The organism is Paenibacillus sp. M-152 (assembly GCF_003856555.1).
GTDB classification, from domain to species: domain Bacteria; phylum Bacillota; class Bacilli; order Paenibacillales; family Paenibacillaceae; genus Paenibacillus; species Paenibacillus polymyxa_C.
Window position 1 is genome coordinate 1942953 of record NZ_CP034141.1, and the last position, 12416, is coordinate 1955368.

Below are 12416 nucleotides of genomic sequence, written 5' to 3' on the forward strand. Positions count from 1 at the left end.
GGATGAAAGCGGCAAGTGCGGTATCGACACAATGGATCCCCTTAAGTGGGGAAGTTAGAAAGCAAGTAGCACAAGTGTTGCATGCGATTGTGCAGCGTTATAAGGATCCTGATCAAGTACGTGCCCAGATGAAACAGGTTCCTGGGCAAGTGATTGAAGGGAAACAGGTAGCACGATGGTCAGACACAAGCTTCTCGGGTGGATTTACGGGTATTTGTGTATTAATGGGACAACTGGATCAGTTATATCCTGATAACGGTTGGGATATGGTAGGGCATAGTTACCTGCAAAAGATTCAACAGGTAATCGAACAGCAAGGTATTCATACTCTATCTCTATACAGTGGGTTAGCGGGTATTTTGCTAGGCGTCCGTGCTTTGTCACGAAAGAATACGCGCTACCAAGGAATGCTAGATACACTGGCTAGTTGGTTCGAGGAAGCCGTGTTAAATTATGTAGAGATATGCAAAAACCAGTGGGAAGAAGGGCAATTGCGTATTAGTCAGTACGATACAATCGAAGGTTTGACAGGAATTGCACGAGTTGTGTTGGCTTTCTCAGATCGACCGCCGATGAAGATTATCTGGCAACGGATTGTTGAAGTATTCCATATCTTCTGTGGGGAAAAAGATTATCAAGGAGATCGGATCCCTGCTTGGCATATCCCGTCTGCGAATCAGTTCCTCGAACATGAAAAGGTGCAGTATCCAAATGGGAATTTTAACCTAGGCCTATCCCATGGTATCTCAGGACCGCTGGCTTTTCTGAGTCTATCGCAATTACAGGGCATGACAACAGAAGCGATGCGTGCAGATCTGCGGCGGCTCACCGAGTGGATATGTCGATGGCGAGTGAGCGGTGAAGCAGGAACGCTCTGGCCGGGGCGAGTCGCTGTTGAAGAGGTACTTCAGGGTGAATTGCATCCGAGAAGTATCCGAGACCCGTGGGACTCCTGGTGCTATGGGGTGCCTGGGATTGCACGATCCATCTGGCTAGCTGGGCAAGCGATGCATAATCAGGGATGGAGCGCAATTGGGTTGCAGGCGTATGTAGACATTGAGAATCGCATCCAGACCATGGGAGGACTCACCGCCTCTACCTTGTGTCACGGTATAGGAGGCCTGCTTCATATGGTTCAACGTATGTATTCGGATACGGGTCATGTGAAGCTTGGTGCGATTCGTGATGAGCTAGTTGTGGCTGTGCTGGATAAGTATGCGGCAGAGTCGAAGTTTGGTTATTATGATGAATATTTTGTAAATGGCAAGTATGAGCAAGTGGATGAAGCGGGCTTTTTGACGGGTGCCGCGGGCGTGGCACTTGTGCTAGCTTCTTTGCTTTGCGAGGAAAGCCCGGATTGGGATCAGGCTTTGTTGATACGATAGGTTAACACCACACCACCGGACACCGCCAGGGCTGATGACAAAAGGGTCCGTGAAAAAATCTTCAGACCCTTTATGCATGTTCACAAACGATATGATTCTTCATTGGTCTGGCTAGAGCTTTCAAGCATTCGTAGAATGTTGAGGGACAACGTCGAGAAAAGGCAGTACTCCTGTACATTACGGACATTCCTCTTATGGGTTTTCACGAGATTATGGGCTGGTATTATGGTCCCGAAAGCTCCTTCGCATTAAATACTGAGAAGGCGCATATGTGTCGCCCAAAAATACCAGTCATCCCAAAGCACTTTCGCTTTCTCAGGCGTTTCCTGCTTCCATAACTTCGAAAATGAGCTCAAGTGATACGCTTTCGCCGTTTTCAGATCTTCTTCCTTGAGAATCTCAGCTTGTTTTAGAAGACAAACCCTAGTTCGATGAGCGAAGAAAAATGTGGTAGTGAATAAGACGTTTAGACTACTAGAGAATAGTGCATATTTTATAGGTGCTGTAGGTACGTTTTCAAATCATAACCACCCGTCAGACGGGTGGTTGCTCTGAGGCTATAAGCCTCTGGTTTTCCTGCTCTTGAATATACTTTCTAATGGTTGCCTCAAACATCTACTTGGTATGCGCCATGCTATCTCTGCTTTGTGCCACAAAAACCACCTTCTCCTTTCGTTATACATAGTAGCTTGAACACTCCTATTATAACGACTGCATCAGGTGTTTTTTTGTTTCGCACGCTTTGCGTACTCAACTGGCTAAAGCCACTAAATAAAAACACGCCACTTTGGTATTATCCCCTTCTAGTAGACAAGAGAGAAAAGACATCTGTTAAGATGGACTTAATCTTGTTGAACGGAGGGGATTTTTCATGGCTAAAAAGGGACAATCATTCCGGCAATACTCCTTAGATGTAAAGATGGAGGCAATCCGGTTGGTGAACGAAGAACATATGAGTATTCGTGAAGTGACGAAACACTTAGACATTCGTAATAAATCCCAAGTACAAAGCTGGGTGATGAAACATCGAGCGGGGGAGAACCTCCAGCCAACGACCACAAGGCAGGGACGACCCAAAACGAAATTTTCCAGTATGGAAGAGGAGATGGCGTATCTACGGGCGGAGATTGAATATTTAAAAAAGCAGTATCCAAATCTACACAAGGAGTGACGAGGAAAGAAGCGAGGTTTGAAATTATTGAGGGAATGCGAACACGATATTCGTTGAAATGGTTACTTGAATTAGCCCATGTTTCTCGGGCAGGATATTATAAATGGAGAAAGAATCAGCAAACAACCCAGCAGCGTAAGCAAGAAGAAGAGCTTCTGGAATCGCATATGTTGTCGATCCACCGGATCCATCCCTATTTTGGTTATCTGCGGATGACCGTTGCTTTACGTAGAGAAGGTATCTTGGTCAATCACAAAAAGGTGTACTGCCTAATGAAGAAATTAGGGATCCGTTCCGTCATTCGAAAGAAGCGGCGCTTTTTTGGCAAACAGGCATCTGTGGTAAATGCCAACCGATTAGATCGACAATTTCAGGCAGATTCTCCTTTATCCAAGCTGGTTACCGATATTACATACATACGAGCTGGAGAGCGGTTTGTATATCTCTCTGTCATTCAAGATCTGTTTAACAATGAAATCGTGGCTTGGCGTCTTTCGGAACGAAATGACCTTGCTCTAGTTAGCGAGACGCTAGACGTTCTAAGTAAGAACGTGAACATGGAGGGTGTCATTCTCCATTCAGACCAGGGTTTTCAGTATACCTCCAAGCCGTTTAACCGCAAACTTAAGCGGCTTGGCATGCTTGGGAGCCACTCAAGGCGTGGAAATTGCCTAGACAATGCCTGTATAGAATCCTTCTTCTCCCATCTTAAAACAGAGAAGATTTATTTAACGAAACCCGGAACCCTAGCGGAGGTAGAACAACACGTACGGGAGTACATTTCTTTTTATAATGAAAATAGATTTCAGAAAAAATTAAACAACCGTTCCCCGATTGAATACCGAGAAACGGTTGCTGCTTAAAGATGTCTTTTTAGTTCTGTCTACTTGACAGGGGTATGACCACTTGGGGGCGTGTTTTAGTTTGAGAATCCGCTAAAATTGACCAAATTCCCTTATAGTTGCATTTCATCTTTAAGGACTTTTATTATAATAGCTAACGCTGTAATATCTTCTTAAAGGAACGCCAGATATTTTTTATTACAAGGGAAATATGGAGGGGAAATCAATGAATTACTTTTTATTAATTACTACACGAACAAACAAGTTCAATACTGATGATATCAAAGGGCACTATGACCATCTGGAAAAGTTAAAGAAAGAGGGAGCTCTTGAAAAGTATGGTCCATTTAGCGATGGAACGGGAGGAGCCTATTTAATAAAAGCAGCGTCACTTGAGGAGGCGACAAAGATTGGGAATTTAGATCCGCTCATTCAAAATGGTTCTTCTACATTGACAATAAAGGAATGGCTGTTGCGTTAAATTTCATCTGCAAAGAGTGATAATCCATCTAAGAAGGTCATGACAAATAACTAATGTGCCTTTTTGGTATTGAATAAAAAATGAGGACTATGATTTTCTGAAAATGAAAAGTATGGTCCTTTTTTTATTTCCCAAGAGATTGCTCTCACAATTTTTGAGAATCTTCTTAGTTGATAATCTCCCGTATCACATTCCTCGCCAAACGTACCTTCTCTGGACTCGTCTTTTGAAGTATATTTACGATTTCTTGTATACCATCTTCATGCTTCGTAACCTTAATATCCTCATTTACATAAGCGAAAAGCTGAATCAAATTAACATCCAGTGCATCAGCGATTTTAGCTATGTTTATTAAAGATACGTTTTTTTCTCCACGTTCAATCTGCCCTATATATGAAAAATGGAATCCGCCTTTTTCCCCAAGCGACTCCTGAGACAATCCTTTTTCTTTTCGCAAAGCACGTATTCTGGCACCCACTAATTTGAGGACTTCTTTGTCTTCCATCGTCTACACCTCACTATTCTAAAAGTGTAGACAAGAAATCTAAATGAAAACATTGAATATTAGATACAATAAATATTTTTGATATCTATAAGTATTATTTTGAGGTGTAATAAGACTATTCTTGAAATTCTCTGGAGGAATAGATATGAAAGAAGCTCCTTCTACCTATATTCCAAGTCCCACTCAACCATCCAGACCCGTGCAACACCTAGATCATTCAATAACCGATTTCCACACCTTAGCCCAATACCATATGAAACTAGCTCAAATACTGTACAAGCATAACCAACTCCAATGCTGTATTATCCTCTGTGACTGGGCGCTAACCTCCATGTTAAAAGCTCTATATATGAAAGAAACTAATAGCATTTTCCCTCCGAAACTCTTGTCGATGGCGGATTTGTTGCACTTATTACATACCGAAACCAACCCGGGATTGGATGTTGTCGTATTTATAGGCACCACTCAATTTCTTTCATCCCAGCTAGAAACCCCGCTCCTTCAGAAGATGAAGCAGAAGGATGTGAGCAGGCTGCTGCGCAGAACAGACGACATTCTTTGCCAGTTGTCATCCCGAGTCATTACCGACCCATCCGAAACATACCAGTCCATTTTCTAAGAGGCTCCTTCACACAAATAAACTTACCGATTCGCCCGGTCGTTATCCGCTTTTCTACATACAATAAGAGTAAGCTTTAACGCAAGGAGGGATTTAGACATGGGTGAAGTAGGTTACGGTGGAGCATGGACATCCACAGGCGCGATTTTGGTATTGTTCATTTTGTTGGTGATTATCACCAAATCTTTTCTGATCTAACGTTAGGTTAGCATCGCTCAAACTTACAAAGCGACCCTCTTTCACGACATCGTGAGGGAGGGCTTTTTTAATGCAGAATGGATGGTGGCTCTAGTATGTTGTCTGGTTCTACAAGCATTGTTATACTTTACATACAGGGATAATTTCCCTCAAATCTATAGCAATACGGATAGCGGAAGACGTGGGAAAACGGAAAATTCGCTGACTATTATCAGGAGGATTGTATGATGAACATGGCAATCAGTCCATTTCAATTTACGACAGACACGGCGACTCTTTGCCTATTTGATACGCAAGCTCTGAAGCATCGTTTGAACGATGAGCCGGATTGGTGGTCTATCGAAGCAGACGAGCTGGGGGAGTTAAATGCGGGAAACGCTGCTTTCTTGAACCTGGGAGCGGATGGGACGTATGAGGTTGTGATAACAGATCATATCGAGCAGCCGACGGTGCGGCTGTTTTTGAAGGTTCCTTCAGGGAACATATTTATTGGTGCAGGAGAGGAAGCCACAGGTGGTGAGTTAGAACCTGATTGTGTATGGGGAGGGTCATTCCTGTCTGTGCAACCCGGACTTTATGAATGCTTGGCAAGCAGAGGAGAAAACAACCGTATTTATCTTTCTTTAAAAAAAGGAAGCGAAGGCAGCAACAGTTTTACCAGTCTGGTTCGATTGTAGGTTGCAGGATCAACCCGTAACGGATCAGACAAACCGCTCGAACACAGGGGAGCCATAATAACCGGGACTGGGAAAAAGGAAAAAGCTATCCCCACGGCTTGCAGATCCGTGAAGACAGCCCTTTATTCGTCTATTGATACTTTACAATAATAGCGTTGCTGATCTGGCGGCCGGGTGTGGTGAGGTAAGAGCCGTTGTAGTACAGTCCGCTGGAAGCACCGCCATCCAGATTCATGGCCTGATAAGCGCCAGCCTGCTTCATCATTTGGGCGAGCTGTGGAATGGTCGCTCCGCTTGTGGTCAGGAGGATCAGCTTATGATCCCTAGTAATTCCAAGTGCGCTGCGGGCGCCGCCGCCTGTTAATATTTTAGGGTCTTTGAAGCCTTCGGCTTTGACATTTAGGGAAACCTGACCGTTCGTAACCAGACGAGGTCCAGCTTGAAGAGCACCTTCGACGCTGCCTTGACTTAACTGTTGTTCAAAGACAGAACCTGACACAAGCTTGGCTAAATGGTTAGCATCGTAGGTAAAGACGGTACGTTGGTCACCGGAGCTTTTTTTCAACAGCTTGCCATGGCTGACCAGATAGCCGTAAGGCGTCTTGTAGGAGCTTTTGGTATAGGCGTCAAAGAATGTGCCATTAATGGCTACAACCGCTTGATTGCGTTTGGCAAGACTGCTTAAGTCCTCCACTTTACCAAGGGTATCGCTTGCCAGTGCCACGTCCAAACTTATCTTGGGATGGAGCATGGAGATGGTGACCACCTTAGCGGAAAAGGTACGAGGTCCAACCTTGAAGCTCTTATGAGCTGTCGTGATCGGGGCAGTATTTCCGGGTAGCTTGCCGGTAAGTACCGGAAGCGTAACAGACTTCGTACTCTGCGTAATTCGCACAGCTGAGGTTTCTTTTTGCCATAAGACTTGCAGATTTAGATATTGGCTGATGAACTGCAAGGGGACATAGGTAGCGCCGTTATCGGTAAAAGGTGCATTTTGCAAACGAATCGTTTGATCATTTACTTTAGCAACAGTTTGTCCCGTAAATAAGGTAAGCCGGGTATTGCCTTGCGCTATTTCTATTTTTTTGTCCGCTGGGTTCAGGTTGAGCGTGATCCCTTCATAGCTGTTCAGGAGGCGAAGCGGGATGAAGGAGTGGTTATTCTGATCCACATAAACCAGCATAGGTGCTGGTGCAGCAGCGTAGATCGGGGTTACAAGTAAGAGCATGGACAGGATGATAAGTGCGGTGATTCTTTTCATGAATAGATCAATCTCCTTATGTAGTCTTAACTATGGACGAGGTGCTTGTACTTATATCGGGTTTTATGAGTTATAAGTGTATGTTACGCGAATTTTGAGTGTTTGGATGATACAGAAACGGGGTGGCTGGAGATGAGCAGGTATGAGACAAGACTTGAGGATTACCGTCGCAGGGAGCGCCCTTCTTATCGTGTTTTTGAAGGAATGCAGGAATTGGTGTGCAGTGTGGGGCAGCTGCATAATAACTGGTTATATGTGAATGTGGATCAATGGGATCAGGACCCTGTTCATACACCGATTTATTATTTGGATGAGCATTGGCTGGAGGAATGTGCAGAGGACGGTACAGTCGCAACCAACGAACAGGACGAGTATATTCCCCTATGGATATCAGATCGTCAGGTTCAAACCTGGTTTGAGCTGGCCACCTTTGAAAGTGTTGTAGAAGTTCTTAAGGCTGCTGGAAAGCCAGTGACACTTCAGATGGTGATTGTGGCGGTCAAATATTACGACAAGCGCGATGCCTATCTGGACTATGACGAGGTAAAGGCAGTGACAGACCTGTGGTTTGTGTTGACGAAGGTGAGGAACCACCTAACAGAATGAATAAAGCCTGTAGAACAAATAAGACATACATACACTGGATGGGGGAAGCAGGATGAGTTGGTTGGATCATGAAATGGCGGCACAGTGGCGACAGGAAGGAAAAAGGTATGCCGCAGACGTGAATGAATTTGTCAGAATCGGTATGGAAAGTCAGTGGCAGCAGGAGCAGCCAGAGCCAAAGCAAGACGAACGCTCCAAACTAGCCGAAGATATTTTTCGTATGATTCAGGAGGCAAATCAGGCCGGGGAAATAGAGCAGTTACGTCAGGAGATTCCGGCTGCATCCTGGCCGCTTACACCAGCGTTTGAGGAGGCTTTGCAAGCCGTTAGGCCGATGGCTTTTATAAATGGAGGCAATGAAGTCATTCTACATGCAGGCAATCCTCGGGAACGCGGACAGATCTATGTGGCGGGAAAAGATGGAATCAGGCAAATCCCCGGAATGCACCGAGTAGGTTGTTCGCCGGACGGGAGTTATTTTGCGTTGGTGGATGGAAATGGGATTCGGATTGTTCGTCAACCGGACCGAAATTTGCAAGGCGAAGAGACAGCGCATTTTCAATGGACGGATATACAAGTCCGCTTAAAAGCATCTATTCCTGACTTGGAATGCTTGGCGGATGAGGAGCATCCTGAGGATATATTAGATGAAGTGATTCCTTTTGGCGATGGACAGCGCCTGTTGCTGGTTTGCGGTTACGGTGTTTATTTGCTGGCTGGTGATCAGGTGGAATTGATTCATCCCACGGCGTCTGAACGAAGGGAATTGGGACTGGAAGACACGATTGTGGATATGGCGCATGGAGCTGTGTCGAAGGATGGACGCTGGCTCGCATATGGCAGCCAGATGAGTGAGCATTTGCTTATGGACTTAACCGATAAGACGGTGCATACATTGGAGCCAGGCTCCAGCTATCCGCATTATGCCCTATTTTCCAAAGATGATATGGATGTCTGGTACAATGCCTGTCATTTCTACAACGGTGCCACCATTCAGGTGCCAATTGCCGAAGTGGAGCAGGGAATTGCTCAGAATAAGGAAGAATGGCCGATAATAAATGAAGAAATGCGAGTATACGCTGCAGTAGCGCTGACACAAGGATCTATTCTAGGTGATGCCTACGGCTATCTCCGTCTTATTGATAGAGAGGGGCGTGAACTTTGGCGCTATTTTGTCGGCAGTACGATATCCGGGCTGGCAGTTACACCTGATGAAGGCATGCTGGCGGTTGGGACGTATGGCGGTATGCTTCATTTGATTGATTTGCAGAGTGGCTCAAAGGATGAATATAGCATTGGCACTGCTCCAATTCACGAGACAGAGCGTTGGTTGCTCTGGCGTAGTTATGAGCCATTGCGCTGGTAATACTAATATTCCGCAAATGGTGAAAAAAGCAAGTTCTGATAAGCTGAACATAAAAAGAGTAGTGGTATATGATTGCAATGCTATTTTCATATAAAGACGCATGAGGCATACACCTATGGTGCAAAATGGGAATAAAAAGGAAAGAGGTGTGAGAACATGGACAAGAAAGCGGATATTCGCACATCCATGAAGGAGTTATTTGCACAGATGAATGAAGCCTTTTTTATGGATGTGGAAGAAAATGTACCGTTCGAAATGCGTGATGGGAACGTCGATGAGGAGGGATGGATCAAGTGGAAACCTATTCCTTCACAGATTACAGAACAGGAAGTTCGGGATATGGAAGAAAAATACCATTTTGAATTGCCGCCTCTGCTGAGGAATTTTATCATGTCCTACCATTATGTATCTTTACAATTCGATAATGAATCTATTCCGGGAGTATACTGGAGCGATTGTACGTTTGTAGAGTTTCCACGTCTGCCGATAGGTCATGGCTTAAAGGCATTTTATGATTTGATCGATCAATGGTCACCTTTGCTGTCAGCAGGCTATATTCCATTTGCAATTGCAGAAGACAATCAGGGTCCTGTGTGTTTAAATGCAGGCAGCAGACATAAGGACGGAGATTATCCTATTGTCTGGTTCTTTCATGAGGATCTAAGGCATTTGGATGAGGATGAGCTACGGATCAGGAGTAATCTGCTTCCTCATGTGCAGGGGCTGTTTCCATCCACTGTCGAACTGTTTAACGTTATGTTTAAGCAGATCAGACACTAGCGATTTCCTGAAATGTAATTTTACTGTGCAGGTTAAGCAAGATATTGACATAAAAAATGAGGAATGTTATAAAAAAGGTAGGCTAGCACTCGAATGGTGGGAGTGCTAACAAAGTTGAATCGTTTGCATAGCTCTTATCCGCTGGCCTTACATAGGTTTATATTTGAAAGGAGATATCCGAATGGAGAAAAAACAGTTTCAGGCTGAATCCAAGCGTCTGCTCGAAATGATGATTAACTCGATTTACACTCAAAAGGAAATTTTCCTAAGAGAGCTGATCTCCAACGCAAGTGATGCGATTGACAAAATTTATTACAAAGCACTGACAGACGATCAATTGGTCTTTGACAAAGAAAATTATTATATTAAAGTAATTGCCGATAAGGATCATAGAACGCTAACGCTACGTGATACCGGGATTGGGATGACCAAGGAAGAACTGGAAAATAATCTGGGCGTCATTGCTAAAAGTGGTTCATTGGCATTCAAAAATGAAAATGAGTCCAAGGATGGTCATGACATCATCGGTCAATTCGGCGTTGGCTTCTATTCAGCTTTCATGGTAGCAGATGTAGTTACAGTAACTACCAAGGCTTTGGGAAGCGATACGGCTTATAAATGGGAATCAACAGGTGCTGACGGTTATACCATTGAGGCGGCTGAGAAGGACGAGGTCGGAACCGAGATTGTACTGAAAATCAAGGAAAACACCGAGGATGAGTCCTACGACGAATATTTGGACGAGTACCGTTTAAAAGCGCTTATTAAAAAATACTCCGACTTTATCCGCTACCCGATTAAAATGGATGTTACAGGCAAGCGTCTGAAAGAAGGAAGCGACAACGAGTTTGAGGATTACAAAGAAGAACAGCGTATTAACAGCATGGTGCCCATCTGGAGAAAAAATAAAAGCGAGCTAACCGACGAGGATTATCAAAACTTCTACGCGGAAAAACGCTATGGCTACGACAAGCCGCTCCAGCATATCCATGTCAGCGCGGACGGCGCGGTAGTGTACCAAGCTATTCTGTTTATTCCTGAGAACATACCGTTTGATTTTTACTCCAAGGAATATGAAAAAGGGCTGGAGTTGTATGCCAACGGTGTACTGATCATGGAAAAATCTCCTGACCTGCTGCCGGATTATTTTAGCTTTGTGAAAGGTATGGTTGACTCCGAAAGTCTGTCACTCAACATTTCGAGAGAAATGCTGCAGCATGACCGTCAGTTGAAGCTGATTGCCAAAAATATCGAAAGTAAAATTAAAGGCCAGCTATTGACACTACTCAAAAATGATCGGGAGAAATATGATCAATTCTACAAATCATTTGGCAGACAATTGAAATTTGGTGTCTACAACGATTACGGCAGACATAAAGAAACCCTTCAAGATCTGCTTATGTTCTACTCTTCTACAGAGAAAAAACAGGTTACTTTGGACGAATATGTATCTCGTATGCCAGAGGATCAAAAGTATATTTATTATGCTTCCGGGGAGTCCAACGAGCGTATTGAAAAGCTGCCGCAGACCGAATTAGTGGCCGATAAAGGCTATGAAATTTTGTACTTCACTGATGATATTGATGAGTTCGCTATTAAAATGCTCTTAAGCTATAAAGAGAAAGAATTCAAATCCGTATCGAGTGGCGATCTGGGGATTGAATCTGACGAAAATGAGAAAGAAACTGAAGCGGAACAAAACGACAACAAGGAGTTGTTCGAGTACATGAAGGGCTTGCTGGAAGGCAAAGTATCCAGTGTAAAAGCCTCCAAACGCTTGAAAACACATCCGGTATGTCTGTCCGCAGACGGCGAAGTGACTATTGAGATGGAGAAAATTTTGAACGCCATGCCGAATAACGCTGATGTCAAAGCGAATAAAGTGCTGGAAATCAACGTGAACCATGCGGTGTTCAACTCTTTGAAAGAAGCCTTTGCCGAGGATAAGGAGAAGGTAAACCTCTATACGGCATTACTGTATAATCAAGCTTTGCTGATCGAGGGCTTGCCGCTGCAAGATCCGGTTGAATTCACGAACGATATTTGCAAAATCATGGTTTAATATGCTTTATTACGATATAGAGCCGTTCCCGTACCGGGGGCGGCTTTATTTATTATGACACTTCTTAAAGCTCCATAATAGGTCGTATAGTGCTTACACTAGAAGTGTAAGGCTACAACACTATGTTGACTATAATCCATACCTAGGAGGGCGATTGTATGAGTCTGGACCGAAACCCATTGAAACTCCAAAAGTTAAACCGAAGTGAGCTTATACAGTTGGTGGACAAAATTATCAGAGGCGAGGGAACGGAGGAGGAACTTGACAGCATGCTGACTGAAGTCATGCAAAATACACCTCATCCGGGGATTAGTAATTTGATTTATTGGGATGACCGTGATTTGAGTGCGGCAGAGATTGTAGATGAAGCATTAGCCTATCAGCCCATTATTTTACCACCCCATGAATCTTCTTCATAGGACGCGGAGGGGTGGTCTTTTGTTCAAAAATAAGATAATATGAT

The 12416-nt window shown here is 44.1% G+C and carries 13 protein-coding genes; 11 read left to right on the forward strand and 2 right to left on the reverse strand.

Translation table 11 applies throughout. From position 1 onward, the window contains the following. The first annotated feature begins 2 nt into the window (after nt 1–2). From EGM68_RS08820 to EGM68_RS08830, 3 genes are all read left to right on the forward strand, one after another. A complete protein-coding gene (locus EGM68_RS08820; RefSeq protein WP_129549027.1) occupies nt 3–1385 on the forward strand; it encodes a lanthionine synthetase C family protein in 1383 nt (460 codons plus the stop codon). An 871-nt stretch (nt 1386–2256) separates the two neighbouring features. Further along, nucleotides 2257–3419, forward strand: a protein-coding gene (locus tag EGM68_RS08825) for an IS3 family transposase (protein WP_481855422.1) whose coding sequence is annotated in 2 segments (ribosomal slippage) — nt 2257–2521 and nt 2521–3419 — 1164 coding nt in all. Because the reading frame shifts where the segments join, the coding sequence is not laid out codon by codon here. Between the two features lie 205 nt (nt 3420–3624). Further along, the gene (locus tag EGM68_RS08830; protein WP_016819666.1) at nt 3625–3879 is read left to right on the forward strand and encodes a YciI family protein; all 255 of its coding nucleotides are present in this window, start codon (nt 3625–3627) and stop codon (nt 3877–3879) included. 166 nt (nt 3880–4045) lie between these two features. On the opposite strand, the gene EGM68_RS08835 is transcribed toward EGM68_RS08830, so the two are convergent. Next, the gene (locus tag EGM68_RS08835) at nt 4046–4384 is read right to left on the reverse strand and encodes a helix-turn-helix domain-containing protein (RefSeq protein WP_017425886.1); all 339 of its coding nucleotides are present in this window, start codon (nt 4382–4384) and stop codon (nt 4046–4048) included. Nucleotides 4385–4733: 349 nt separating this feature from the next. On the opposite strand from EGM68_RS08835, the gene EGM68_RS26030 reads away from it, so the two are divergent. The 3 genes from EGM68_RS26030 (at nt 4734) to EGM68_RS08845 (ending at nt 5878) form a co-directional block, all read left to right on the forward strand. Beyond that, entirely contained in the window at nt 4734–5003 is a 270-nt protein-coding gene (locus EGM68_RS26030; RefSeq protein ID WP_225683746.1) for a hypothetical protein, read from the forward strand. Nucleotides 5004–5102: 99 nt separating this feature from the next. Then, nucleotides 5103–5201: a hypothetical protein gene (locus EGM68_RS26035; protein WP_014599622.1), complete on the forward strand. Its 99-nt coding sequence runs from the start codon at nt 5103–5105 to the stop codon at nt 5199–5201. Between the two features lie 224 nt (nt 5202–5425). Continuing rightward, nucleotides 5426–5878 (forward strand): DUF6386 family protein, encoded by a 453-nt coding sequence (locus tag EGM68_RS08845; protein ID WP_013370423.1) that lies wholly within the window; start codon nt 5426–5428, stop codon nt 5876–5878. Nucleotides 5879–6008: 130 nt separating this feature from the next. On the opposite strand, the gene EGM68_RS08850 is transcribed toward EGM68_RS08845, so the two are convergent. Then, on the reverse strand, nt 6009–7139 hold the full coding sequence (locus EGM68_RS08850) for a phosphodiester glycosidase family protein (protein ID WP_129549028.1): 1131 nt from the start codon (nt 7137–7139) through the stop codon (nt 6009–6011). A gap of 132 nt (nt 7140–7271) precedes the next feature. On the opposite strand from EGM68_RS08850, the gene EGM68_RS08855 reads away from it, so the two are divergent. The 5 genes from EGM68_RS08855 (at nt 7272) to EGM68_RS08875 (ending at nt 12372) form a co-directional block, all read left to right on the forward strand. Continuing rightward, nucleotides 7272–7745 carry a hypothetical protein gene (locus EGM68_RS08855; protein ID WP_129549029.1) on the forward strand — a complete coding sequence of 158 codons (474 nt, stop codon included), beginning with the start codon at nt 7272–7274 and terminating at the stop codon, nt 7743–7745. Between the two features lie 52 nt (nt 7746–7797). Next, the gene (locus EGM68_RS08860) at nt 7798–9111 is read left to right on the forward strand and encodes a WD40 repeat domain-containing protein (RefSeq protein ID WP_129549030.1); all 1314 of its coding nucleotides are present in this window, start codon (nt 7798–7800) and stop codon (nt 9109–9111) included. A 156-nt stretch (nt 9112–9267) separates the two neighbouring features. After that, nucleotides 9268–9891, forward strand: a complete 624-nt coding sequence (locus EGM68_RS08865) for an SMI1/KNR4 family protein (protein ID WP_064963206.1) — start codon at nt 9268–9270, stop codon at nt 9889–9891. Nucleotides 9892–10072: 181 nt separating this feature from the next. After that, nucleotides 10073–11953 (forward strand): molecular chaperone HtpG, encoded by a 1881-nt coding sequence (gene htpG, locus EGM68_RS08870; protein ID WP_013370428.1) that lies wholly within the window; start codon nt 10073–10075, stop codon nt 11951–11953. Nucleotides 11954–12111: 158 nt separating this feature from the next. Next, nucleotides 12112–12372: a bacteriocin immunity protein gene (locus EGM68_RS08875; protein WP_013370429.1), complete on the forward strand. Its 261-nt coding sequence runs from the start codon at nt 12112–12114 to the stop codon at nt 12370–12372. Nucleotides 12373–12416: the final 44 nt, after the last annotated feature.

Coding starts and splice junctions, on each gene's coding strand:
- EGM68_RS08845 (WP_013370423.1), top strand. CDS start 5,426: ATGATGAACATGGCAATCAGTCCATTTCAATTTACGACAGACACGGCG.
- EGM68_RS08860 (WP_129549030.1), top strand. CDS start 7,798: ATGAGTTGGTTGGATCATGAAATGGCGGCACAGTGGCGACAGGAAGGA.
- EGM68_RS08835 (WP_017425886.1), bottom strand. CDS start 4,384: ATGGAAGACAAAGAAGTCCTCAAATTAGTGGGTGCCAGAATACGTGCT.
- EGM68_RS26030 (WP_225683746.1), top strand. CDS start 4,734: ATGAAAGAAACTAATAGCATTTTCCCTCCGAAACTCTTGTCGATGGCG.
- htpG (WP_013370428.1), top strand. CDS start 10,073: ATGGAGAAAAAACAGTTTCAGGCTGAATCCAAGCGTCTGCTCGAAATG.
- EGM68_RS08820 (WP_129549027.1), top strand. CDS start 3: ATGAAAGCGGCAAGTGCGGTATCGACACAATGGATCCCCTTAAGTGGG.
- EGM68_RS08855 (WP_129549029.1), top strand. CDS start 7,272: ATGAGCAGGTATGAGACAAGACTTGAGGATTACCGTCGCAGGGAGCGC.
- EGM68_RS08875 (WP_013370429.1), top strand. CDS start 12,112: ATGAGTCTGGACCGAAACCCATTGAAACTCCAAAAGTTAAACCGAAGT.
- EGM68_RS08850 (WP_129549028.1), bottom strand. CDS start 7,139: ATGAAAAGAATCACCGCACTTATCATCCTGTCCATGCTCTTACTTGTA.
- EGM68_RS08830 (WP_016819666.1), top strand. CDS start 3,625: ATGAATTACTTTTTATTAATTACTACACGAACAAACAAGTTCAATACT.
- EGM68_RS08865 (WP_064963206.1), top strand. CDS start 9,268: ATGGACAAGAAAGCGGATATTCGCACATCCATGAAGGAGTTATTTGCA.
- EGM68_RS26035 (WP_014599622.1), top strand. CDS start 5,103: ATGGGTGAAGTAGGTTACGGTGGAGCATGGACATCCACAGGCGCGATT.